Origin of the sequence: Flavobacterium soyae (assembly GCF_021245985.1) — a bacterium.
GTDB lineage: Bacteria > Bacteroidota > Bacteroidia > Flavobacteriales > Flavobacteriaceae > Flavobacterium > Flavobacterium soyae.
The window spans coordinates 65,683-91,583 of record NZ_JAJQXA010000017.1; the positions used below are offsets into that span (position 1 = coordinate 65,683).

At 33.5% G+C, this 25,901-nt stretch carries 22 protein-coding genes; 11 read left to right on the forward strand and 11 right to left on the reverse strand.

Going from position 1 to position 25,901, the window contains the following annotated elements:
* Positions 1-170: 170 nt before the first annotated feature.
* From LUU93_RS18100 to LUU93_RS18110, 3 genes are all read left to right on the forward strand, one after another.
* A complete protein-coding gene (locus LUU93_RS18100; RefSeq protein WP_232682565.1) occupies positions 171-3,602 on the forward strand; it encodes a DUF8818 domain-containing protein in 3,432 nt (1,143 codons plus the stop codon).
* A gap of 64 nt (positions 3,603-3,666) precedes the next feature.
* Positions 3,667-4,293, forward strand: coding sequence for a hypothetical protein (locus LUU93_RS18105; RefSeq protein WP_232682566.1), 627 nt, complete (start codon positions 3,667-3,669; stop codon positions 4,291-4,293).
* 295 nt (positions 4,294-4,588) lie between these two features.
* Positions 4,589-5,665: a glycosyltransferase gene (locus tag LUU93_RS18110; RefSeq protein ID WP_232682567.1), complete on the forward strand. Its 1,077-nt coding sequence runs from the start codon at positions 4,589-4,591 to the stop codon at positions 5,663-5,665.
* Between the two features lie 132 nt (positions 5,666-5,797).
* Here LUU93_RS18110 and LUU93_RS18115 read toward each other — a convergent pair whose 3' ends face one another.
* The 3 genes from LUU93_RS18115 to LUU93_RS18125 form a co-directional block, all read right to left on the reverse strand.
* Complete coding sequence (locus LUU93_RS18115; RefSeq protein ID WP_232682568.1) at positions 5,798-7,093, reverse strand: porin; 1,296 nt, start codon at positions 7,091-7,093, stop codon at positions 5,798-5,800.
* A gap of 162 nt (positions 7,094-7,255) precedes the next feature.
* Positions 7,256-8,341, reverse strand: a complete 1,086-nt coding sequence (locus tag LUU93_RS18120) for a sensor histidine kinase (protein WP_232682569.1) — start codon at positions 8,339-8,341, stop codon at positions 7,256-7,258.
* Between the two features lie 189 nt (positions 8,342-8,530).
* Complete coding sequence (locus tag LUU93_RS18125) at positions 8,531-9,214, reverse strand: response regulator transcription factor (RefSeq protein WP_012022635.1); 684 nt, start codon at positions 9,212-9,214, stop codon at positions 8,531-8,533.
* A gap of 233 nt (positions 9,215-9,447) precedes the next feature.
* Here LUU93_RS18125 and LUU93_RS18130 point away from each other — a divergent pair, with 233 nt between their 5' ends.
* The 4 genes from LUU93_RS18130 to LUU93_RS18145 all read left to right on the forward strand — a co-directional run bounded on the left by LUU93_RS18130 (position 9,448) and on the right by LUU93_RS18145 (position 15,218).
* Positions 9,448-12,249 (forward strand): TonB-dependent receptor, encoded by a 2,802-nt coding sequence (locus LUU93_RS18130; protein ID WP_232682570.1) that lies wholly within the window; start codon positions 9,448-9,450, stop codon positions 12,247-12,249.
* A 195-nt stretch (positions 12,250-12,444) separates the two neighbouring features.
* Positions 12,445-13,632, forward strand: a complete 1,188-nt coding sequence (locus tag LUU93_RS18135; RefSeq protein ID WP_232682571.1) for a beta-helix domain-containing protein — start codon at positions 12,445-12,447, stop codon at positions 13,630-13,632.
* A gap of 106 nt (positions 13,633-13,738) precedes the next feature.
* A complete protein-coding gene (locus LUU93_RS18140) occupies positions 13,739-14,077 on the forward strand; it encodes a T9SS type A sorting domain-containing protein (protein WP_232682572.1) in 339 nt (112 codons plus the stop codon).
* 160 nt (positions 14,078-14,237) lie between these two features.
* A complete protein-coding gene (locus tag LUU93_RS18145) occupies positions 14,238-15,218 on the forward strand; it encodes a LuxE/PaaK family acyltransferase (RefSeq protein ID WP_232682573.1) in 981 nt (326 codons plus the stop codon).
* A gap of 371 nt (positions 15,219-15,589) precedes the next feature.
* Here LUU93_RS18145 and tyrS read toward each other — a convergent pair whose 3' ends face one another.
* Entirely contained in the window at positions 15,590-16,885 is a 1,296-nt protein-coding gene (tyrS, locus tag LUU93_RS18150) for a tyrosine--tRNA ligase (protein WP_232682574.1), read from the reverse strand.
* Between the two features lie 153 nt (positions 16,886-17,038).
* Here tyrS and LUU93_RS18155 point away from each other — a divergent pair, with 153 nt between their 5' ends.
* Positions 17,039-18,040, forward strand: a complete 1,002-nt coding sequence (locus LUU93_RS18155; RefSeq protein WP_232682575.1) for an NAD-dependent epimerase/dehydratase family protein — start codon at positions 17,039-17,041, stop codon at positions 18,038-18,040.
* Positions 18,041-18,051: 11 nt separating this feature from the next.
* On the opposite strand, the gene LUU93_RS18160 is transcribed toward LUU93_RS18155, so the two are convergent.
* The 3 genes from LUU93_RS18160 to LUU93_RS18170 are packed head-to-tail and all read right to left on the reverse strand — an operon-like array spanning position 18,052 to position 20,613.
* Positions 18,052-18,528, reverse strand: coding sequence for a DUF4296 domain-containing protein (locus LUU93_RS18160; RefSeq protein WP_232682576.1), 477 nt, complete (start codon positions 18,526-18,528; stop codon positions 18,052-18,054).
* A gap of 9 nt (positions 18,529-18,537) precedes the next feature.
* Positions 18,538-19,878, reverse strand: coding sequence for a dihydroorotase (locus LUU93_RS18165; RefSeq protein WP_232682577.1), 1,341 nt, complete (start codon positions 19,876-19,878; stop codon positions 18,538-18,540).
* Positions 19,879-19,887: 9 nt separating this feature from the next.
* Positions 19,888-20,613: a polyprenol monophosphomannose synthase gene (locus LUU93_RS18170; protein ID WP_232682578.1), complete on the reverse strand. Its 726-nt coding sequence runs from the start codon at positions 20,611-20,613 to the stop codon at positions 19,888-19,890.
* Positions 20,614-20,720: 107 nt separating this feature from the next.
* Here LUU93_RS18170 and LUU93_RS18175 point away from each other — a divergent pair, with 107 nt between their 5' ends.
* The 3 genes from LUU93_RS18175 to LUU93_RS18185 all read left to right on the forward strand — a co-directional run bounded on the left by LUU93_RS18175 (position 20,721) and on the right by LUU93_RS18185 (position 22,908).
* Positions 20,721-21,389, forward strand: coding sequence for a DUF4271 domain-containing protein (locus LUU93_RS18175; protein ID WP_232682579.1), 669 nt, complete (start codon positions 20,721-20,723; stop codon positions 21,387-21,389).
* Between the two features lie 14 nt (positions 21,390-21,403).
* Positions 21,404-22,153, forward strand: a complete 750-nt coding sequence (locus LUU93_RS18180) for a uroporphyrinogen-III synthase (RefSeq protein WP_071635369.1) — start codon at positions 21,404-21,406, stop codon at positions 22,151-22,153.
* A 284-nt stretch (positions 22,154-22,437) separates the two neighbouring features.
* Complete coding sequence (locus LUU93_RS18185; RefSeq protein ID WP_035681816.1) at positions 22,438-22,908, forward strand: Lrp/AsnC family transcriptional regulator; 471 nt, start codon at positions 22,438-22,440, stop codon at positions 22,906-22,908.
* Between the two features lie 213 nt (positions 22,909-23,121).
* Here the strand turns inward: LUU93_RS18185 and LUU93_RS18190 are convergent, their stop codons facing one another.
* The 4 genes from LUU93_RS18190 to LUU93_RS18205 all read right to left on the reverse strand — a co-directional run bounded on the left by LUU93_RS18190 (position 23,122) and on the right by LUU93_RS18205 (position 25,858).
* Positions 23,122-23,808, reverse strand: coding sequence for a zinc metallopeptidase (locus LUU93_RS18190; protein WP_232682580.1), 687 nt, complete (start codon positions 23,806-23,808; stop codon positions 23,122-23,124).
* Positions 23,809-23,954: 146 nt separating this feature from the next.
* Positions 23,955-24,548 carry a hypothetical protein gene (locus LUU93_RS18195; protein ID WP_232682581.1) on the reverse strand — a complete coding sequence of 198 codons (594 nt, stop codon included), beginning with the start codon at positions 24,546-24,548 and terminating at the stop codon, positions 23,955-23,957.
* Complete coding sequence (locus LUU93_RS18200) at positions 24,535-25,008, reverse strand: RNA polymerase sigma factor (protein ID WP_232682582.1); 474 nt, start codon at positions 25,006-25,008, stop codon at positions 24,535-24,537. The genes LUU93_RS18195 and LUU93_RS18200 overlap by 14 nt, the downstream gene beginning before the upstream one ends.
* A gap of 1 nt (position 25,009) precedes the next feature.
* Positions 25,010-25,858, reverse strand: coding sequence for an alpha/beta fold hydrolase (locus LUU93_RS18205; RefSeq protein ID WP_232682583.1), 849 nt, complete (start codon positions 25,856-25,858; stop codon positions 25,010-25,012).
* Between the last annotated feature and the right edge of the window lie 43 nt (positions 25,859-25,901).

Sequence of the window (25,901 nt, forward strand, 5' to 3'; positions counted from 1 at the left end):
AAGCTAAAAAAAAGATTGATGTATGATATAAATTATACTTCAAATTATAATTAAATATGGTATTTAAAATAAAAAAAACAGCTTAAAATCAACTGGTTTCCCAATAAATAAAAGCCTCATAATTTCTTGATTATAAATACTACTTTTGAATTTTTAGAGTTAAAATGTTTATGTTGAAAAAATTACTGTTTTTTACGGTGCTGTTTTGGTATTCCGGGCTTATGGCACAGGATACAGAATCGCTGTATAAAACAAAAAAAGTAATTGCGGTAAAAGATACTATACATCTTGAAAATTTTAGCATAAACTCCAGTTTCTTTGAAATTTTAAACAGTAAAAATGAGCCAATTGATTCGATTTTTTATAAAATTGATTTTCAAAAAGGAACGCTTCTTTTAAACGAAAAATTCACTTCTGTTTCTGATACTTTAATTGTCAATTATCTCAATTATCCTGATTTTCTAACTAAGGAATATGGTCTTTATAAAGACAGTCAGGTTGTAAGCAATGATGTTGGAACTGAAAAGTTATACAAAATTGATAATGCCAATGCTAAAAAAGTTACGCCTTTTGATGGTTTAAACACTTCCGGAAGTATTACTCGCGGCGTTACGATTGGAAATAATCAAAGTACGGTTTTAAACTCCAATCTTGATTTACAGATTACAGGGAAAATCTCAGATAAAGTGAGTTTGCGGGCTTCACTTCAGGATAATAATATTCCGCTTCAGGATGGCGGTTATTCGCAAAAATTGGATCAGTTTGATAATATTTTTATGGAACTTTTTACGGATGACTGGAACATTCGCGCTGGAGATGTTTTTTTGGAGAATCGGAAAACACAATTCCTGAGTTTCAATAAAAAAGTTCAGGGACTTTCTGCCAGTTTTGATTTTGATACAGAAAAAAGTAAAACCAATGTTTTTGCTTCGGTTTCGTTTGTAAAAGGGCAATATGCCAAAAGTACGTTTACAGGTCAGGAAGGAAATCAGGGGCCTTATAAATTAAAAGGTCAAAATGGTGAATTGTATGTTTTGGTCATTTCCGGTTCTGAACGTGTTTATGTAAATGGTATTTTACTTAAACGGGGCGAAAACAATGATTATGTTATTGATTATAATGCTGGGGAAATTGTTTTTACTTCGCTTTTTCCTATTACTTCTGAAATGAGGATTAATGTTGAATATCAATATTCTGAACGAAATTATAACCGATTAGTTACCTACGCCGGAGCAACAACTGAAAACAAAAGCTGGAGTTTTGGCGGTTATTTGTATTCTGAAAATGATTTAAAAAATCAGCCTTTACAACAAAATTTATCAACAGAACAAGTTCAGATTTTGAGCCAGGCAGGAGATGATCCAAGTTTAATGACGGCTCCCTCTGCTTATGAAGATAAATATGCCGACAATAAAATATTGTATAAAAAAACGATTGTAAACGGGGTTGAAGTTTATGAATATTCCAATAATTCTGCCGATGTTTTGTACAATGTAAAGTTTAGTCTTGTTGGCAATAATCTTGGGAATTATATTATTCAGAATACGAATTCGGTTGAAAGAATTTACGAATATGTTTCGCCTGTTGGTGGTATTCCGCAGGGTAATTACGAACCTATTGTTCAGCTTGTTGCACCTATGAAAATTCAGGTTGCGACTTTTTTAGGAAAATACAATCCTGACGAAAAAACGCTGGTAGATTTTGAAATCGCGATGAGTAATAACGATAAAAATTTATTCTCGGGAATTGATGATTCTGACAACGAAGGAGTTGCTTTTAAGACGAATATTAAAAAACGTCTTTTTACCAGAGACTGGACTCTGGACGGTTTTGCGAATTATCAATTTGTGCAGAAAGATTTTAGATCAGTCGAACGTTTATATAATATTGAGTTTAACCGTGACTGGAATTTAAATTCAACACTTTTAGGCAATCAGAGCTTATTGGTTACGGGCGTTAATTTTGATTTATTTGCGAAAAAAGAAACTTCAAATATTGGTTTGTTTACGTATCAATTTGAGAAATTAGATTTTACCGAAAGCTATTCGGGAGCGCGCCATACTACAACGGCTTTGTTTAAATTGAAGAAATGGACTATTCAAAATCAGGGCAGTTTTTTAAATTCTGATGCAGCGGCTTCGACTTCAAAATTTATACGTAACCAAACGAGAACAAAATATCATTTTGGCAAAAACTGGATTGGCGGAAGTTTACAGATTGAAGACAATCAGGAAAAAGATAAAGCTGCAAATCAGTTTTCGGCTTTAAGCCAAAGGTTTTCTGAATATGGTGTTTTTGTCGGGCGCGGAGACAGCACAAAGGTTTTTATTGAACTGGGGTATTTACAGCGTAGAAATGATAGTTTGCAAAATGGGCTTTTACAGCACGTAAACAACTCACAGACTTACTTTTTAAAATCAAAATTAATTCAGAATAAAACGACTGATTTAGCTGTTTATGCCAGTTACCGAAATCTTGATTTTACGGATTCTAGCAGAAAAAATGAGCCTTCGTTAAATTCAAGAATTTTGTACAACGATCGGTTTTTTAATCAGTTCATGCAGATAGGAACGGCTTATGAAACAAGCTCGGGAACTATTGCGCAACAGGAATTTACTTATGTTGAAGTTCCTACGGGGCAGGGCGTTTATACCTGGAATGATTATAACGGAAATGGAATTCAGGAATTAGAAGAGTTTGAAGTTGCTGCTTTTCCGGATCAGGCAAAATATATTCGAATTTTTCTTCCAAACCAGATTTACATTAAAACCAATCAAAATAAGTTTTCGCAATCGATTATTTTAAATCCGCTGCAATGGCAGAACGAAAAAGGTTTCAAGAAACTGATTTCTTATTTTTATAATCAGACTTCATTTATTATGGATCGTAAAGTGCGAAGCAGCGGCGATCGTTTAGAGCTGAATCCATTTTATTCTTCAGATGAAAATATTCTGGGTTTAAATTCAAGTTTCAGGAATAGTTTGTTTTATAATCGCGGTAAGCAAAAACATTCTATTACGTATTCTTACCTTATTAATAATGGTAAAAATTTACTTTCTGTAGGTTCTCAAAATGTCAAAAACAGTTCGCATCAATTACAGTATACACATTTATACCAAAAAAGCTGGCTGTTTAATTTCTTTACCAAAACGATAAAAACTAATTTAATTTCGGAGGATTTTGTCGAAAAGAATTATGATCTAAAAGGATATCAGCTGTCACCAAAAATCAGTTATTTATTTTCGAAAAATACAAGTTTAGATTTCTTTTATGAATTTCAAAATAAAGAAAACAAAATTGGAAACTTGGAAACTTTAGTTCAAAACCGGCTTGGTACTTCATTTTCTTTTGCCGGCGAAAAAAAGGTAACGATAAATGGTGAGTTTTCTTTTTATGAAAATAAATTTACGGGAAATGAATTTTCTTCTGTTGGTTTTCAAATGCTGGAGGGACTGCAGGCGGGACAGAATTTAGTCTGGAAATTGCTTTTGCAGAAAAATATTACTTCATTTTTAGATGTTAATTTAAACTACCAGGGCCGTAAAAGTGAAACTGGAAATACAGTACACACAGGAAATGTTCAGCTTCGTGCTTATTTTTAGCACTTTAAGAAAAAACATAAGAATTAATTGTTTAATTTTAAATGAAATTTAAACTCTAAACCACATGAAAAAATTATTATTAATTTGTTTTATAGTAGTTTTATCTACTAATTTCTACGCACAGGAAACTACAGCAAAAGACGCGAAAGCCAAAACAGAAGCTACGGCAAAAAAAACAAAATCTGCCGCCGATAAAGCAAAAGCTGATGCGAAAAAAGAATCTGCAAAAGCTAAAAAAGAAGCATCAAAAACTGCTGATGCATCGACAAAAGCTAAAAAAGATGCAGCAAGCGAAACTAAAAAAACTGCAGATAAAGAAGCCGCAAAAGCTAAAAAAGATGCGACAAGCAAAACTAAAAAAGCCGCAGACAAAGAAACCGCTAAAACTAAAAAAGAAACTGCAAGCGTAAAAAGTGACGCAGCTAAAAAAACTGCCGATAAAGCAGAAAGCACAAAAGCTGACGCCAAAAAAATAAAAGCAGACGCTGACGCTGCAGGTAAAACTGCTAAAAAAGATGCCTCTTCTGTTAAAAAATCAGCCACAAAAACTGTAAAAGAAACCAATGAAAAAGCTCCAAGAACACCAGATAAAGTTACAGGAGAGTATAATGGTAAAAAAGTGTATACCGGGCCAAAAGGCGGAAAATATTATATTAACAAAAACGGAAACAAAACTTATATTCAGGATTAAGAAAAGATACTAAGATGCTGGGTTGCTAAGTTTCTAAGATACTGATACAAGACTTTGAAGCCGAACTTACGTTCGGCTTTTTTATTTGCTGAGAAAAAACTTAGAACCTTAGTATCTCAGTACCTTAGCAACTTAACATATAAGTAACTTTATTTTTTGAATTGGCTGTTTTCTTTTTCTTTTTAACGCAAAACAAAGCCTGAGAGCGTCTATAGAGTTAATAATTTAGTAATATGTGCGAAATAACATAAAAAACATATTTCTCTATCTTCGTTTTTTAAAAGCGTTAAAAACTATGAGCATTGATTATTCTGCTAACAAAACTATATTAGTTGCTCCGTTAAACTGGGGACTAGGGCATGCCACAAGATGTATCCCAATAATAAAGGCGCTTCAAGAAAATAATTTTATTCCGATTATTGCGTCTGACGGTGTTGCGCTGGCTTTATTACGAAAAGAATTTCCGTACATTCAAACACTCGAACTGCCTTCTTATCATATTGAATATGCTAAGAATGGTAAAAACTTTAAATGGAAGCTGATTAAAAATCTTCCGAAAATGATTACGGCCATTTTAGACGAAAAGAAAATGGTAAACAGCTGGATTAAAAAACATGGTATTGACGGAATTATTTCTGATAATCGATTGGGTGTTTTCAGCAAAAAGGTCCCTTCTGTTTTTATGACGCATCAATTGAATGTGATGACGGGAAACACGACTTGGTTTACCAGTAAATGCCATCAGTATTTTATAAAAAAATATACTGAATGCTGGGTTCCGGATTCTAATGAAAAGGTAAATCTTACCGGAGATTTGGGACATCTTAAAACAAATGAACTGAATCTGCGATATATTGGTCCTTTGAGCAGAATGAAGAAAAAGGAAACACCAAAGATTTATGACTTGATGATTATTTTATCAGGGCCTGAACCTCAGCGTACTTTTCTAGACGAGAAACTGCAAAAAGAGGCTGCGAAATTTAATGGAAAGGTTGTTTTTGTACAAGGAATTGTTGAGAAAACCCAGGAAAAATGGGAAGCAGGAAATGTTACCTATTACAATTTCATGAACTCAAAACAGTTAGAGCAGACTTTTAACGAAAGTGAGTTTGTGCTTTGCCGTTCTGGTTATACAACCGTTATGGATTTGGCTAAATTAGGGATGAAAGCTTTTTTTATTCCTACGCCGGGACAGTATGAACAGGAGTATCTGGCTATAAAACTTCAGGAAGAAAATCTTGTACCGTATGCAATGCAAGACGACTTTACTATTGAAGATTTATCAAAAGTAAAGTCGTTTAAAGGTTTGTCTCAATTTAAAAATGAAATAGACTGGGACTTATTATTTAGTGTTTTTGAAGATCATTTATAAAAAATAAAAAATCCGTGTCAATCTGCGTTTTCACGATAATGAATCTGTATAATCTGTGTCGAAAATTAGACACAGATTATACTGATTTGCTTTCGCAAAGTCGCTGATTGACACGGATTTTATCTTTATTTTTTAGAAGTTAAACTGTGCTTGCAGTCGCAATAAATTTCCTTGTTGTCTGTTTATTGGAAGCGCACTGTCTTCAAAAGTTCTGTCGGCGATTACGTATTCTGCCGTTAGTTCAAAAGCTTTAATTGGCTGCCACTCGACACCAAACTCGTAGTCTCTTACGACATAACTTCTGGCATCTTTTTCATATTTTTTTCCTCCGTCATAATATTGAAATTTGGCAAAAGGATAAATACGCTGTTTTTTGAGATCCCATTTATAATTCAGCAAAACGTAACCTCCATTTAAATCTGTTTCATCAACATGGTTGGTTAATGTATTATAACGCGGGCCTCTTCCTATATTATATTCTGTCTGGATTCCAAATGGTCTTGGGTATAAAACAAAAGTTGCTCCAAGTCTTTGGTCTTTTACATATTGAGGATCATCAACTTGTACTCCAGAAGAAATTTCTCCGGTAAAAGCCCATTTTCCTGTATAAGCCTGAATTCCCGGTTCGATAATCTGACTTCCTATTACAAATGGATATGTTACCCTGGCTACAATATTTAAGTCTCTGTTCCCATCTATTTTATTGGCAATCTGTCCATTATAAACTCCAAAAGCAAATACACCGTAATCTCCGGAACCTTTGAATCCGTCTTTAACCAGCATTTCAAAACGTTCTCTTATTTCGGCTGGTGCCCAGTAAAAGAACATACCTAAATCACGCTCATTTGCTATTGAACTGTTTATTGCATCGGCACGATCCAAAGTTAAACGCTGTGAACTTGACTGCATGTTTTCAAATCCGTACGGAATTTTACTTTGTCCAATACGTACACGATATTCTTTTTTCTTATCAAAAGAAAGATCAAAATACAAGTCTCGAATCTGCACGAAATTTTGAATTCCCGTAACTGGCGAGCTTGCAAAATCCGGCTGGAAATAAAAATATACATTTGGATGAACCTGCCCTGAAAACACTAAACGTGCACGGCGAATAAAAAGTCCATTGTTTGATTTTGCGTCTGGAGCGGTTGAAGTTGTTCCCCAGGATTTATCACATTGATCACAAGAAACTTTGTCGTTTGTAGAAAAAAGACCATTATACCTAATTTGAGCATAACCTCTTAAAGAGATTCTGTCGTACCAGTGTTCCTCAACTCCTCCTCCTGATTTAGTCTCTGGAAGTTTTGCCTTGTTGATAGAATCTAAAATACGAATTACTTCATTTTTTACTTCTTGTTTATTTATTTCTTGAGCATTTGAAGCCCAAGTAATCAGCATTAAAACGGCTAATATTTTTCTTTTTATCATTACTTCTCTAATTCCCTTAATTTCAGGATGCAAAGATGACCCACCTATGTTAAGAAATCATTAACAAGATGTTACTATAATAAAAATTTAATGTTATCGACTAAATCTGTATGTTGATTTATTGTTAAACACCTTATTTTAAAGCTTTCAGCAAAAACGAACTTACAATTTTTTAACGTCGGCTTTTTGTACTTTAAATGCTTTCTCGAGCGTAAAAGAAAATTCTGACCCAATTCCGAACTCACTTTCTACGTATACTTTCTCTTTATGCGCTTCAATAATATGCTTTACTATCGCCAAACCTAAACCAGAACCGCCTTCAGATCGGGTTCCGCTTTTGTCAACTCGGTAAAAACGTTCAAAAAGTCTAGGAATGTTTTGTTTTTCAACTCCTTCTCCATTATCACTTATACGAATTAAGACTTTTTTCTTGGTTAGGTTTACAACCCCAACTTCTGTCAAACCGCCTTCTTTCCCGTATTTAATAGAATTCACAATTAGGTTTTCTAAAACCTGCTGAATTCTGTCCTGATCTCCGCGAATAATAACAGACTGAACATTTTTGCTTTCAAAAGCCAGTTTAATTTTCTTTTTGTCGGCTTTCATTTCCAATAAATCAAAAACATTCTGAATCAGTTCAACGATATCAAAGTCAGTCATATTTAAATCTAAATCACCAGATTCTAATTTGGTAATCATATCTAAATCTTCGACGATATATATAAGACGTTCCACTCCTTTTTCGGCACGTTTTAAATATTTTTTTCGAATGTGTTTATCGTCCATTGCACCGTCAAGTAAAGTCGAAACATAACCCTGAACAGTAAACAAAGGTGTTTTTAATTCGTGCGAAACGTTACCAAGAAATTCCCTGCGGTATTGTTCACGAATTTCGAGCATTTCGATTTCCAGCTTTTTATCGGTCGCAAACTTTTTTACTTCCCGCGAAAGCGTTTCCATATCGGTCGTTATTGGCTGATTGATTAGAGTTGTGGATTCTAATAACGAAACCTCATCGTATATTTTCTTTACTCTTCGATAAATAAAACGTTCTACACGATATTGTAAAACCAAAAAGGAGAATATATAAATTGATATAATAAAAACGATTCCAAATGCAATTTGATGTCTTAATTGATTTTTATAAAATAACGACATCAGAATCAGTACAAATCCTGTCGAGAAAAGACTGATATACAATGCCGATTTTATAGCAAATTTGTATGTTTTTTTAAAATTAATTTTCATTGATATTTTTAACCATTAAGAGATTAAGAGAAATTAAGCGTAATTCAAAAACCATATAAAAAACTGAAGTCCAAGTAAACTTCGGTTCCTTATATGGTTTAAATGTATGAATATTTTTAAGACAATTTGAATGGATTTAAATCTTAACTAAAATTCCAAAGTGTCTTAGTTACTTAGTATCTTAAAAATTTAAACTTCAAATTTATAACCAACACCTTTTATGGTTTTAAAAAGGTCTTCTCCTATTTTTTCGCGCAGTTTTCTAATGTGAACATCAATAGTTCTTCCTCCTACTACTACTTCATTCCCCCAAACTTTATCAAGGATTTCATCTCTTTTGAAAACTTTTCCCGGTTTTGAAGCTAATAAATAAAATAATTCGAATTCTTTTCTTGGTAAAGCAATTTCGACATTGCCTTTTATGATTTTGTATTCTTCGCGGTTAATCTCGATTCCGCCAACATTTATAGTATCTGTAACGACTTCTTGTTCTTTTAACCTTCTTAACAAAGCCTTTACTTTAGACACTAATAATTTTGGTTTAATTGGCTTTGTAATATAGTCATCAGCACCTGCGTCAAAACCAGCTACTTGCGAATAGTCTTCGCTCCTTGCGGTAAGGAATGTTATGATAACATTATTTAACTCAGGAATTTTTCTGATGTGCTCACAAGCTTCCATCCCATCCATTTCTGCCATCATCACGTCCATGATAATTAATTCCGGCAATTCTTTCTGAGCCTTTGCTATAGCATCTTTTCCATTAGAAGCTGTAACAATCTGGTAGCCTTCCTGAGCAAGGTTATAGCCAACGATTTCTAAGATATCCGGTTCGTCGTCAACTAATAAAATCTTAGTTTGTGTTTTTTTCATAAATAGCAAAAATTGAGATTTTTACATCAAATATTCTTAATTATTTATCCGATGTTTTTTATTTCACAGGGTAAATATACTAACAAATGAACAGTTAAAAATTGGTGTTAACCGTAATTTAATCTGGTAACAATTTCATAATCTTAACAACACAAAAACATAACAAGACCGTAACATGAACTTTACAGGGCGGTTCTTTCTTTGCACAAAAATAAATTAAACACAACACACTAATGAAATTCAATTTAAGATTTCTATTTATTGCATTATTTATCTGTACGATTTCGATCGCGCAAAACAAAGGTACGATTTCTGGAGTTCTGACTGACAAAGAAACGAACAATGCAGCGTTACCTTTTGCTAATGTTTTAATTAAAGGTACAAATATTAGCGTAAACACCGACATTGACGGAAAATATTCGTTGAATGTAAATCCTGGAAACTATACTATTGTTTTTAGTTTTGTAGGATATGAAACTAAAGAAGCTCCAGTTACTGTAAAAGCAGACGAAACTGTAGTTATAAATCAAATACTTTCTTCTGGAAGTTATACTCTTAAAGATGTTGTTGTAAAATCTACAGCAAACAGAGAAAAAGAAACTGCTCTTTTATTAGACCAAAAAAATGCTGTTGTAATCAAACAAAGTATTGGTGCACAGGAAATGTCCAGAAAAGGTGTTAGCGATGTTGAGGAAGGTTTAACTAAAATTACTGGTATTACTAAAGTTGGATCAAGAGGTTTATTTGTTCGTGGTCTTGAAGACAGATATAATAACTTACTAATTAATGATCTTTCTGCTCCAACAAATAACCCATTCTCTAAAATTGTTCCGTTAGATTTATTTCCAACGAATATTGTTGGAGTAATTGATGTTTACAAAACTTTTAATCCAAATATCTACGGAGATTTCGCCGGAGGAACTTTCAACATTCAAACTTCAAAAGTTACTAAAAGTGTTACTAAAGTAAATATTGGTGTTGGCTACACAACTGGTAACAGCTTTAAAGATTTTCTTCTTTCTGGTGATGCTGATTCTGCTGCAGGTTTTTTTGGATTTAACGGAAAAGACAGAGAGCTTCCAAGCTTTTTAGGATCGACTGCTACAAGACAGACTTTTACAACTGAACAGTCATTAAATTCTGTAAGCGGCGATAAAGGTTTTAACGTAAGCAAAAGCAAAAGTCCTTTAAACTCAAGTTTCAACTTTCTTCATGCAGACAAATTTGATTTAAGCAACGACCGTTCAATTTCTTATATATTCTCTCTTAACTACGATAATAATTTTGCAGTAAGAGAAGGTGTTGACAGAACATTAGAAACTGCAGGTCATTTATACTACAATAACTTTGTAACAACTGAATACCGTTTTAAAACTACTTCTTCGGCATTAATTGGAGTAAATTATAATACACAAAGACTTAAACTTGCTTTCAATTCTCTATATATCAAAACGACTTTAAACTCTATTAAAGATCAGTTGGGAGAATTAAACCAAAATGGTGTTAACAATACCCTTATCCGTACAAATCAATTAGATAAAAGTAATTATCTAAACAACCAATTGTTAGGAGAATATAATTTGACTGAAGATAAAAACCAAACAATTAAAGCTGGTGTTTCGTATGCAATTACAAAATACGAACAGCCTGATAGAAAATTCTACAGCGGAACTAAAGAAGGAAATGATCAAATCAATACTTCTTACGGTGGAAACAACTTTTTGCGCCAGTATTTAACTGTAGATGGTGATTCTTATTTTTCAGCTTTGGCAGAGTACAACCTGAAGTTTGGAAGTGATAAACAAAACAAATTGACCCTTGGTTATAACGGAAACAATTCTAAAATGGAATCTTCTTACCGTTTTGTTTCAAGTATTGGTGGTACATTTACTTCAGACATGAATAATATTGATGCCAGAATTATCAGCGATATTAATAGCGGAAATGTAATTTTCAACGAAAGTTCAAACACAACTTACAAAGTTAAACTGAACGAAATTGCAAATGCTGGTTATGCAAACTTATTATGGAAATTTGGAGAAAGCCTTGAAGTAAACGCTGGTGTTAGACTTGAAAGCACTCTTAAAGAAACTTTCTACAGAACTTTAGGTTCATTTGATGATCCATACAAATTAAAGAAATACAACAACAACTATGTTTTACCATCGTTGAACGTGAAATATCTTTTAAACGATACTTCAAACATTCGTTTTGCAGCAAGTAAAACTTACACAAGACCTGTTGTGATGGAATCGTTCCCAATTTCATACATCAATGCAGATAATACTTCAACACAAGGTAATGCATTATTGAAAAACAGCGATAACTATAATGTTGATTTGAAATACGAATTGTTCCCAACTGCAAAAGAAATGCTGACTTTTGGTGTATTTGGAAAACATATTGATAATCCAATCGAAAGAACTTTTATTTCTAATGCAACTTCTGGAACAGTTACTACTTTCCTAAATTCTGACAGTGCTAATTTATATGGTGCCGAAGTTGAGTTCCTTTTAGGATTAAACAGAATCAGTGAAAGCTTAGAGCATTTCTCTTTCGGATTGAATGCTTCTTTAATGTCAACAAAAGTTACAGTTGCTCCAACTTATGAATCTCAGGATGAGGATGGAAACATCACTGTTAAAAACTCAATCGAAACACACCATACAAGATCATTGCAAGGTGCATCAGACTGGTTAGTAAATTCAGATTTAAAATATGAATTCAATTTAGGAAAAGACTGGACAAATACACTTTCATTAGTTTATGGTGTTTTTGGAAAAAGAATCTTTGCCGTTGGAACAAACGGACAAGACAATACTTATGAACTTCCGGTTAACCAATTAGACTTAGTTTGGGGAAGCAAAATCTCAGAACATTTTGATATAAAATTTACTGCAGATAACATCCTGAATCCAGAAAGAAGATTAGAATTTGGAAATGATGGAACAAACAAAATAACAGAAAGCTCTTTATTGGCAAACAGTTATAAAAAAGGTGTTGGTTTCTCTGTAAAATTAGGCTATACATTTTAATATCAAATACATATAAAAATAAAGGCTCCAGATATCTGGAGCTTTTTTTATACCATAAAACCAAAACCAGCTTAACATTCTCTTCACATTTTAATTGAGTTTTGGTAACTGTAATGTAATATTGAGATAACACCTTAAAAAGATTAACCGCCTAATTTTGGCACTATAAAAACGAAATAATACAACACACAAATTATGAAAACTAAATTTTTTGCTTTAGCCCTTGCTACAAGTTTATTTTTAAATTCTTGCTCAAGTAGTGACGATCCAACTCCTGTTACTCCTCCTGCAACTGGAGAAATTACAGGGCCTATATCTGCTAACAAAACTTTTGCTTACGGAAACTACACTTTAAAAGGAATTGTAAAAATTAATTCAGGTGTAACTGTAACTTTTGATGCAGGATCTACAATTACTATAGACAAAGCTACTGGAGATAATGCTTTAGTTGTTTTAAACGGTGGAAAATTAATCATCAACGGAACTGCTGACAAACCAGTTGTATTTACAGAAAAATCTAAACTTCCAGGTTCTTGGGGAGGAATCATCATGTATGGTGACGCTCCTGCAAAAGTTGCTGGCGGAGGAACTTCTTCAACTTCAGAAGACGGAAACAATATTTCTTATGGTGGAACTAATGCAACTCACAATGGTGGTTCATTAAACTATGTAAGAGTTGAGTACGCTGGTTCTAAATTAGCTGACGGAACAAAAGAAAATAATGCTTTCACATTCTACTCTGTAGGATCAGGAACAACTTTAGATCATTTAGTAGCTTACAAAGGTGCTGATGACGGATTTGAATTCTTCGGAGGAACTGTAAGTATGACAAACGCTATCTCTTACGGTAACTATGATGACTCATTTGACTGGCAAGATGGATGGCAAGGTACTGCAAATACAAACTGGTACGCTTACCAAACAGTAAAAGGAAACTACGGAATGGAAATCGAAGCATCTGCAAATGATAATGCTTTTGGACCAAAAATTTCTAACATTACTTTAAAAAGAGCAGCTGGTAACGTTCCTGAAGTAGGAGATAACCAAGTTGATGCTTTCCAATTCAAAAGAGAAGGTAACGGAGAATACAGCAACATCGTTATTGATGGTTACGGTAACTTCACAACTGGAACTACAACTTACAATGGTAGCGCAGTTAGTATCTTAGATGCTGCAACAAATACACACCAAGTTAATACTAGTAAAATTAAACTTTTAAATGTTAAAATTACTAATACTACAAACGTAATTCCTGTTGCTGGAGCTAACACATTTACTGTTACTTTCCCAGCTGGAACTTTCGTAACTAGTACTACAGCTACTGGTGCTTCATTAACAACAGGAACTTGGGCTACAGTTGATGGTACAAACTTAATCAAATAAGACATACTACATAAAATTGTTAAAAACATCCTAAATTATTAGGATGTTTTTTTTTGGCGTAGTTTTTGTAATTTTTTTTGTATATTTACTTACACAAACAAATGCTATGGCAAAAAACTACTTTTATATTACATTCTTATTGGCTTTTTTCTTTACTGTAAGTGTCTCGGCACAAGACAGTAAGCAATTACCAAAAACTCAAGACGCTACAGGTATTGAGGGACTAAGCTTGTACCCTAACCCAGTTACCAGCGGAAGAGTATATATCTCTTCTAAAAATGATCTGGAAAAAGAAATAATCGTTTTTGATATATTAGGAAAAAAAGTACTGCAAACGCATTTAGCTTCAAAGGAACTTAGCGTTGCAGATTTAGTTCCGGGCGTTTATATCATAAAAATAAGCGAACAAAACGTCTCCTCAACCCGAAAACTTATTATTCGATAAATATTAAAAAAGCTCCTTCTTGGGAGCTTTTTTATAGTTTGCAGTATTCAGTTTTTTAGTATTCAGTTTCTGTAAAAGCTTATAAACGTGAAATTAGGCTGAACACCAAAAAACTGAACACTGAACACTAAAAAATAAATATCTTTGCACAAAAAAAGTTTTGATTACAGCCAGCGATATATTTACGATTTCAAGCCATAAACAATTTGAAAAAACAGCATTAAAAGTGTTCCGATTTCAATATGCGAATAATACCGTATATCGCGATTTCTGTGATTTTTTAAAGACAGATGTTCAGCAGGTAAAATCATTACAGCAAATTCCTTTTTTACCCATTCAGTTTTTCAAAAGCCACGATGTTGTGTCTAATGAAAATCCTGCTCAGGTAACTTTTACAAGCAGTGGTACAACCGGAATGATAACCAGCCGGCATTTAGTAACCGATGTCTCCCTATATGAGGAAAGTTACCGCAGCGGTTTTTCTCAGTTTTACGGCAATATAGAAGATTATGTTGTTTTAGCTCTTTTGCCGTCATATTTAGAGCGAGATGGATCTTCGCTTATTTATATGGTCGAAGATTTAATAAAACTGTCTAATCAGCCTGAAAGCGGCTTTTATTTACACAATCACGACGACTTAATTAAAAAACTGACAGAATTAGACGAAGCGGGTCAAAATGTGATTTTAATTGGTGTTACTTATGCCTTATTAGATTTGATTGAAAAACACCAATTCAGCCTTCAAAACACCATCATTATGGAAACCGGAGGAATGAAAGGAAAACGTAAAGAAATGATTCGTGAAGAGCTTCACGAAATACTTTGCAAAGGTTTTGGCGTTTCTTCCATTCATTCAGAATACGGAATGACAGAACTTTTAGCACAAGCTTATTCTTTGGGCGAAGGTGTTTTTGAATGTCCGTCATGGATGCATATTTTAGTTCGTGATCCCGAAGATGCTCTCACTTACGTAAACGATGGAAAAACGGGCGGAATAAACGTAATTGACTTAGCCAATATCAATTCATGTTCTTTTATCGCCACGCAGGATTTAGGCAAAAAAAATCCCAACAACTCTTTTGAGGTATTGGGACGTTTTGATAATTCTGATATTCGCGGCTGCAACTTAATGGTTCTTTAATGTTTAATCGTTTATTTGTTAGAATCGTTTAATCGGTTTATATTCGATTAAATAATTGGTCTGTTAAACAAATTTCTTTACTAACATCATATCCCTAGGAATATTTCATTGGTAGAAAAAAAAATATTATTATTCGCATTGTGTCCTGTAGGCACACCTCTTTTTACACAACAATTCTTTTATATTATCCAAACGTTCCATTAGAACGTATAACCACAATTCAAATTTAATTCTACCAACGAAACATTCCTACGGAATGATTTTTTGAAATGAAAAATCCCAATAACTCTTTCGAACTATTGGGATCTATAAAATTATACTTTAACCTAAGAAATCGATTAAACAATTAACCGATTAAACAGCTAAACCTTTTAAACTACTCTAATTACAAAATAGTTTTTCTTTCCGCTTTGTAACAATACAAACTGATTGTTGATCAAATCTTTTGCTGTCAATACAAAATCTTCTTTAATTTTTTCTCTGTTTACAGAAATAGAATTAGCTGTTAAAGCTCTTCTTGCTTCTCCGTTTGATTTAAAGAAACCTGTTTTTTCATTTAAAACCGTGACAATATCCAATCCGTTTTCTAAATCAGCTTTTGTAATTTCAGCTTGCGGAACTCCATCAAAAACTTCTAAGAAAGTCGCTTCATCTAATTGTTTTAAATCTTCGGCAGTAGAATTTCCAAATAAAATATTCGAAGCCTGAATTGCTTTTTCTAACTCTTCTTTACTGTGAACGAAAATCGTGATTTCTTCTGCCAGTTTCTTTTGCAAAATTCTTAAATGCGGCGCTGCCTGATGTTCTGCAATTAAAGCATCAATAGTTTCTTTATCTAAGAAAGTAAAGATTTTGATATATTTCTCAGCATCAGCATCCGTTGCATTTACCCAAAACTGGTAAAATTTGTAAACAGAAGTTTTATCCGCATCCAGCCAAACATTTCCTCCTTCGGATTTACCAAATTTAGATCCGTCAGCTTTTGTGATTAATGGCGTTGTCAATGCAAAAGCTTTTGCACTTTCTCCACCCATTCTGCGTACTAATTCTGTACCTGTAGTAATATTTCCCCATTGGTCAGAACCTCCCATTTGCAAAAGGCAGTTATTGTTTTTATATAAATGATAAAAATCGTATCCCTGAATTAATTGATATGTGAATTCTGTGAAAGACATTCCTTCACCTTCGCCATTAATTCTCTTTTTAACAGAATCCTTCGCCATCATATAGTTTACCGTAATACGTTTTCCAACTTCACGGGCAAAATCAATAAACGAGAATTCTTTCATCCAGTCATAGTTGTTTACCATAATTGGAGCGTTTGCTTCTTTTGAATTAAAGTCTAAGAAACGAGACAGGACACTTTTGATTCCGGCAACGTTTTTAGCCAAAGTTTCTTCGTTCAACAAATTTCTTTCGTCAGATTTTCCGGAAGGATCACCAATCATTCCGGTCGCGCCGCCCACAAGAGCAATTGGCTGATGACCAAAATTCTTTAAATGAACCAATAAAATAATCTGAACCATACTGCCTATATGCAGCGAATCTGCCGTTGGATCAAAACCAATATATGCCGCCGTTACCTCTTTTAGCAATTGTTCTTCCGTTCCTGGCATGCTATCATGGTATAAACCGCGCCACTTTAATTCTTCAACTAGATTCTTCATTTTTAAAATATTTTGCGCAAATATAATCAATGGTAATGGCAATATCAAAAACTTATGCCACTAAGGCACAAAGGCGCAAATATTATTAAAAAACAAAAAAACTTTGCGCCTTTGTGCCTTTGTGGCAAAAACCAAAAAACTTATCTTTACAAAATGGTATTAGTAACTGGCGGAACAGGTTTAGTGGGTTCACATTTATTGCTTCATTTAATTGAAAATGGAGAAAATGTTCGGGCTATTTACCGAAACGAAAGCAATATTCAAAAAACTAAATCGGTTTTTGAACTTTATAAAAAAACTGATTTATTTAAAAAAATAGAATGGCTTGAAGCCGATATTTTAGATGTGCCTTCTTTAGAAACTGCCTTTAATACTATTGACTATGTTTACCATTGTGCCGCACTAATTTCTTTTGATCCAAAAGATGAAGAAGGCCTTCGAAAAACTAATATAGAAGGAACTGCCAATATGGTCAATTTTTCTCTTGCCAGAGAAATTAAAAAATTCTGCTTTGTAAGTTCCATCGCTGCACTTGGAGATTTAGCTCCTCACGAAACTTGCATTACCGAAGAAACCGACTGGAATCCCGAAAAACCGCACAGCGATTACGCCATTTCTAAATATGGTGCCGAAATGGAAGTCTGGCGCGCACATCAGGAAGGTTTAGATGTAATTATTGTAAATCCGGGTGTAATTTTAGGTCCGATTCCAAAAACAAAAAGCAAACAGCAGGGAAGTGCAGAATTGTATATAAAAGTCGCAAACGGGCTTCCTTTTTACACACTCGGAAACACCGGTTTTATTTCTGTTGATGATGTTGTAAAAACAATGTATCAGTTAATGAAAAGCGATATTAAAAACGAACGGTTCACTTTAATTACTGACAATATTGTTTTTAAAGACATTCTGGATACAATTGCTGACGTTTTAAAAGTCAAAAAACCGCATCTTCATGCAAAACCTTTTTTAATGAATTTTCTTTGGATTGCCGACGGGATATTTTCGACTTTATTTTTTCAAAAAAGGCGTCTTACAAAAGCAACTGCAAAAGCTTCTTATTCTAAGAATCTCTATTCTAATGAAAAAATAAAAACCGCTCTTGGAACGGTTTTTTTAGATGTACATCAATACATAAAAGACATTTCGAAGTTATAAACCTATCTATTCTATCTTATTGGTTTTCTCATCTGCTGTCTTATTGAATCGATATTTATTTGTTTTGAAGTTTTTTTGATCGAATCCTTTGGAGTTTCTTTTAGTTTTTTATTTTTTGCTGCTTTCGCTGCTTTTTTATTTTCAATAGTAACAATTGAATCCGCTGCTCTTTCAGCTTTTTTCAATCGCTTGCCTACTTCATCAAACATATCTTTGTAATTCTCATAATCTGAGGCATAATAAATGTTATTTTGAGCAAACTGAAGACTGTCAACTTTATATTTTTTAAAAATAAATTTCGTTGGACTCGTTTCTGTAGAATCTAACAACTCCTGATGCTGGTATTTCATTGCTTCCAAAAGAGACAAATCATACATAATATCGATCATTTTATCCTTCTCAATAAGTTTTGCAGGCTGTTTTACAACCTCTTTTTTACAACTTACAGAAAGAAACAAAACCAATAGTATTACTAAACAATTCTTCATTTCAGCTTTTTATCTATCAAACAATAATCGTTTTCCGGCACGGACATCTTTTATTTTGAAATTATTATAAACCAGTTCTCCGTTTACAAAAGTATGTGTAATTCTAGATTTAAAAGCCATATTTTCAAATGGAGACCAGCCGCATTTGTATAAAATATTATCTGAATTTACACTCCACGGCAGACTTGGGTTTACAATTACTAAATCGGCAAAATAACCTTCTTTAATAAAACCTCGTTTTTCTATTTTGAAAATCTTAGCAGGATTGTGGCACATTTTCTCCACGATTTTCTCTACACTGATTTTCCCTTGGTGATGCGCTTCGAACATTGCCACAACGGCGTGCTGCACAAGCGGACCTCCAGAAGGTGCTTTTAAGTACGATTGTAATTTTTCTTCTTTGGTATGCGGCGCGTGATCTGTTGCAATAACATCAATTCGGCCGTCATTCAAAGCTTTCCAAAGTTCGGCCCTGTCGTGTTCTGTTTTTACAGCAGGATTCCATTTAATGAAATTTCCTTTTGTTTTGTAATCTTCATCGGTAAACCAAAGGTGGTGCACGCAAACCTCAGCGGTGATTTTTTTATCTTCTAACGGAATTTTATTAGTAAACAATTCCATTTCTTTTGCTGTAGAAAGATGAAAAATATGCAGACGCGCTCCTGTTTTCTTTGCCAAAGCCACCGCTTTTGAAGACGAAAGATAACAAGCCTCAGCACTTCTAATTAAATTGTGCGCCGTTACCGGAACATCTTCACCATATTTTTCTTTAAATTCTGCTAAATTGTTCTGAATTGTAGTTTCATCTTCACAATGTACTGCAATTAACATTGGGGTACTTGAGAAAATTTTTTCCAGAGTCTCTTCCTTGTCAACCAGCATATTTCCTGTTGAAGAACCTAAGAAAATTTTGATTCCCGCAACATTTTTTGGATTTGTTTTTAAAACCTCTTCCAGATTATCATTCGTTGCTCCCATCATAAACGAATAATTCGCAAATGATTTCTCAGCAGCAATTTGGTATTTATCTTCTAAAATTTCCTGAGTAACCGCATTTGGAACTGTGTTGGGCTGTTCGATAAAAGAAGTAATTCCTCCGGCAACTGCAGCTCTCGATTCTGATTCGATATCTCCTTTATGCGTTAATCCCGGCTCTCTAAAATGCACCTGATCATCGATTGCACCCGGTATTAAATAATTTCCTTCGGCATCAATAACAATACAGTCAGATGTTTTTAGGCTGATACTGTCTGCAACCTCAACGATTAAATCATTTTCAATCAAAACATCTCCGTCAAAAATAGATCCTTCGTTTACAATTTTGGCATTTTTTATTAAAATCCTGTTCATGTTCTATCTTTATAATGTATTGACTAATTTTTTTAATCGAAGAGAAATTACACCTAGAATTGCTTCTTTAATAATCGCATTACTCATTTTTGAAACCCCTTTTGTTCTGTCTGTAAAAATAATTGGCACTTCTTTTATTTCAAATTTAGCACAATAAGTTCTGTACTTCATTTCGATTTGAAACGCATATCCAACAAACTTTATTTTATTAAGATTGATTTTCTCTAAAACTTCTCTTTTATAACAAACAAAACCGGCAGTTGCATCGTGAATTTTCATTCCGGTAATAAATTTTACATAAACAGATGCAAAATACGACATTAAAACACGGCTTAAAGGCCAGTTTACTACATTTACACCCGTAACATAACGTGAACCGATGGCTAAATCGGCGCCTCCAAAGTGGCAGGCATCATACAACTTTTCAAGATCATTTGGGTTGTGCGAAAAGTCGGCATCCATTTCAAAAATAAAATCATATTTATGTTCTAATGACCATTTAAAACCATGAACATAAGCGGTTCCTAAACCGGATTTTTTAGTTCTTTTTTCAAGAAATAATCTTCCCGGATATTCTTCCTGTAATGCAATAACTTTATCGGCGGTATGGTCCGGCGAATTATCATCGATTATTAGCAGATGAAAAGATTTATGCTGTGAAAGTACAGCTCTCACTATACTTTCTATATTTTCAATTTCGTTATAAGTAGGAATTATGACAATACTATCATTCATTTTTTTCTCGGTAATTTCACCGCAAAAGTAAACTTTTTATAGCATTTGGTTCATAATAAATACATAATAAAACTATTGATACAAAAAATTACTAATTTTGTGGCGCTATGATTGAACACCTTCATCCACGAATTATTGAAAACAAAGATTGGGCAACCGCTTTATTTGTCCTGACCTTTGCTGTTGTTGCCATGACAAAATCTGCTTATGAAACTCGTTTTTCAGAATTCAGCAAGCTTATTTTTTCAGATAAATACGCAAAAATTTATCGTGATAACAGCCACATGAAAAGCAGCTTTACGGTTGGTTTATTTTTTGTACAGGTTATTTCGTTTGCCTTTTTTATTCTTCTTACATTAAACATGTATGATAAAGCATCAAAAACTGATTATGTTTTATTCATTCAAATCGCAACTTTTCTGCTTTATTTTATCCTGGCAAAATATTTAGTTGAAAAAATTGTTGCTGCGGCATTCAACATTGACGACTTTGTAGAACTTTTTAATTTGCAAAAAGTTACTTACAGAACTTATATTGGTGTTTTAATCCTTCCAATCAATGCTATTTTGTTTTATTATGATAATATTTCAACGATTGTACCGCTGACAACAATAGGCATTTCGCTGTGTATCAGCTTATATTCTTATTTTATTTCAATTAAAACATATCAAAACGTAATAATCGGTAAGTTATTTTATTTTATTTTATATCTTTGCGCTCTTGAAATAGCGCCTTATTATTTTCTTTATTATTGGATAACAAAAGGGAGTGCTTAGAAAATGTTTATAATATGAAAGTGAAAACAATTTTGGTGTCACAGCCTGAACCTAAAGTGGAGAATTCTCCTTACTTTGAGCTCCAACAAAAACACAAAATAAAAATTGATTTCAGACCATTTATTCATGTGGAAGGGGTTAGCGCAAAAGAGATTCGATTACAAAAAATCGATCTTAATCATTACACTGCGATCATTTTAACAAGTCGAAATGCTGTAGATCATTTTTTTAGAGTGGCTGATGAAATGCGTTACAAAGTTCCTGAAGGATTGAAATATTTTTGTCAATCTGAAGCAGTAGCGTTTTATCTTCAAAAGTATGTTGTTTACAGAAAACGTAAAATTTACGTTGGAGCAAAAGATTTTGCAGATTTATCTCCTCTTATCAAAAAGTACAAAGACGAGAAGTTTTTGCTTCCTGCATCTGACCAGTTAAATGCAGATGCCCCTATAACATTAAACAGCCTGAAAGTAGATTGGGCTCAAGCTATTTTTTACAGAACAGTAATGAGTGACTTGTCTGATCTTGCTGATGTTTATTATGATGTTTTAGCATTTTTTAGTCCAACAGGAATTAAATCTTTATTTAAAAACTTCCCGGACTTTCAACAAAACAACACCAGAATCGCTGTATTTGGAAGCACAACTCAAAAAGAAGCTTTAGATCATGGTTTAAGAATTGATATTCTTGCTCCAACTCCTGAAACGCCTTCTATGACAATGGCTTTAGAAAAATATATTGCAGAAGCAAACAAAGGAAAATAAACCTTTTAGAAATATTAAAAGTTTTAAAATTCCAAATTCCAATTTTATGTTGGGATTTGGAATTTTTGTTTTATTCCGTATTCAACTTCTTTTTCTCTTTGGCAAAGTTTGAAACATTGGCAAAGATTACAACAATGCATCCACCCGTTTCCCGTGGTTGAAACCACGGGCTATATTTGAAATTTGGAATTTCAAAATTGAAATTTCATTATTTAAAGCCTTTTGACTACATTTGATTTCTATTCTAAACCCAAATTACAATAAATAGTTTCAAATTATAAGTTATGAAAATCAACTCCCTTTTAATCGAAATTGACGGTATCGACAAAGAAATCCTTCGATACCTTATGGACGATGCCCGAAAACCTATTTTACAAATCGCTAATAAAATAGGCATTTCGGGAGCTGCAATTCATCAGCGGTTAAAAAAACTAGAGCAGTCTGGTGTTATTTCTGGTTCGAAGTTTACGGTAAACCCAAAAGTTTTGGGATATAACACTATGGCGTTTGTGGGAGTTTATCTTGATAAAGCTTCCCGAAATTCTGAAGCCGTAAAAGATTTAAAAAAAATACCCGAAGTTTTGGAGTGTCATTATACAACTGGAAACTGGTCGGTTTTAATTAAAATTATCTGTCGTGACAACGAGCATTTAATGCAGCTTTTAAACACTAAAATTCAGGCTATTGAAGGTGTTTCAAGAACAGAAACGTTTATTTCACTAGATCAGCAGATTGACAGGCAGATTCAATTGTAAATTAGATAATGTGGCAATTTGATTTAAACTGGACTAAAGTCCAGGATCGAGCCAAGGTTCTTTAGTCGTTCCGAAGGAACATATTATAGTGTAGGGCTGGACTTCAGTCCAGTTTAATTTATACAGACATGCAAAAACAAAACCCGACAGGTTTTTTAAAACCTGCCGGGTTTGCTATAAATTATCTAATTGACCAATTTTCTAATTATCACATTAATTCCTTCTGCTTCCAGAATAAATTGAGATATAGTACAACAACGTTGCAATCGATCCAAGAGCGGCAACCACATATGTTCTTGCGGCCCACTTTAAGGCATCTTTTGCACCGGCCTGCTCTTCTTGTGTTAACATATGTTTGTTTTCAAGCCATGCTAAAGCCCTGTTACTCGCATCGTATTCTACCGGTAATGTAATAATCGAAAATAATGTTGTTACAGCAAAAATTATAATTCCAACTAATAACAACTGCGGAAAAGTTCTGATCATTAAAATTCCGGCCAATAAAATCCACTGCATATAGCTTGAAGCTATATTAACAATTGGCACTAATTTAGAACGCATCGTTAACCATTCGTAACCTATGGCATGCTGAACAGCATGTCCGCATTCGTGAGCCGCAACTGCTGCAGCTGCCGCATTTCGATGATTATAAACTGCTTCACTTAAGTTTACTGTTTTATCTGACGGATTATAATGATCTGTTAACTGACCCGGAGTCGAAATAACACGAACATCTCTAATTCCGTTATCAGCGAGCATTTTTTCAGCGATTTCTGCGCCGCTCATTCCGTTTCGTAACTGCAGTTTAGAATATAATTCGAATTTGCTTTTAAGTTTTGAACTTACCATCCAGCTAAACAGCATTATCGCTCCGGCAAGTATTAAATATCCACCTCCCATATTTTTATCTTTTTTGATTGAATTTAAATTTACAAAACAAACTGCAAATTACGAACCATTTTAACAAAATGTCATTTTGGCATTTTTTCAGACAAAAACACCATATTAAAACATAAAAGACTAAAGTGCGTCTCTACAATCCATCTCTATAACAATTGCTTATTTATTTCTTCAAACTTTTCAATCAGAGCATTTATTTTTGCCTGCTGTTTTTTGATTTGTTTTGGAAGAATAAGAAACCAGTTAAACGCCATCCATAATAATGTTAGGCCATAAGTCAGACTTGCTCCTAAAAAAGTCATTCTGCTGGCGTATTCGTACATATACAAACAGATCCCGAATGTAAGCGCAGCAAAATAAAATCGCATCATTGTTGTCTGTAGAAACTGTTGTTTCTTTTTAATCAAAATTAAATTTTGCAGGTATTCCTGATTGGTTTGTGTTGTTTCGATGTTTTTATAGGTACTCAATAATTTATTATAAACAAATAAATAAATCATCATTGCCAGAATCGTAACAATGATTCCTATTTTAGTCGAAATAAATTGCGGCTGATAATACACCCAGACAAAAACAATAAAGGCCGATGTTGCTAAAAGCAAAATATTGGTAATCCACAAACTTCTTAAACCCGCTCTTTTAAATTTATTTAAGCGCGCCAGCAAATCCTGCATATCGGGCTGACTTACGGATTGTTTTTTCCATAAATCTTTAAAATCTATATTATTATCGTTGTCCATTTTCTTTAAATTTTTGAGTCAGTTTTTCTTTAATCCTGTGAATTTTTACTCGCACATTGGCTTCAGAAAGTCCAATAATTTTAGCGATTTCCGCCTGCCTTACATCTTCTAATTCTAATGAGATAATGATACGTTCCGTTTCGGGCAGTTCAGCAATGCATTTATATAAAAACTGAATTTGAGGTTCTAATGAAGACTGTTTTTCTTCTGAAAGATGAATCGGAAGTTCTGATTTTGGAAAACGTTTTTGTTTTTCAATCTGTCGAAGGCAATTATTCGACGCAATTCTAAAAATCCAGGTTCCGATAGCAGATTCATTTCTAAAGGTTTCAAGTTTCTGCCAGACAATTATAAATGTTTCCTGAGCTAAATCCTGAGCGGCATCATAATCGTTTACAAATCCCATGCAAAGCCTGAAAATTCTATCCCAATATGTTTTGTAGATTTCTTCGAATTCCATTTTAAGATTTTAAAAAATTGTTTAATTGTGCCAAATACCATTCTGTATCATCGTACATTATGAAATGCAAACCTTTGTTCGCATATTGAAAATTAGCCGTTTTTAGGTTTTTATACTGCCCTTCGATTGCCGGTTTTAAATTTATAAAATAAGATTCTAATAAAATTAGCGACGGACATCTTATCGTGGAGATTTTATTTCTCAAATCGGTATTAAAAAAATCACAATACATTTGAGCAAAAGTTTCTCTATCTGATTTTACACTCCAACCGATAACCATTTCCAGTTTTGAAGTATCCTGCAAAAGTCTTGGCATGGCTTGTTTCTGCATATCATAAAACTGAGTTTCGGTCATTACTGTCATTTGATTTACTGTTGATGAACAATCATTATTTTCTTTTGATTTAAAAGAAGGATCGGTTAAAGCTGCTAAACAAGGCAAAGCATCAACAACGACAATCTTACCAATTAATTCCGGATAATCTGCAGCTATCGCAAGCGTTAATCCTCCGCCCATACTGTGACCAATTATGATTGGCTTTTCAATTTTATTGTCTTTGATGTAATTAGCGATTCCTGTTTTCCAATTTCCGAATGAAGGATTTAGCTGTGGTTTTGCTCCGGCAAACCCAGCCATTGTAAGTGTATAACAGGTAAAATCTTTTTCGAAAGCGGTTTTGGTTTCATTCCAAACTTCGCCGGAAGAAGCAAATCCGGGAATGAAAATTATAGATTGTTTTCCTTTTCCGGTTTTAAGAACTTCAAAAGGATATGATTTTGTTTGTGCAAAAACATTTAGACATAATGCAGAGAATAAGAATGCGATAATTAAGATGATATACTTTTTCATTTTTAATAGTTTTAAGTTGTTAAATAATCGGATCCGTGCTTTG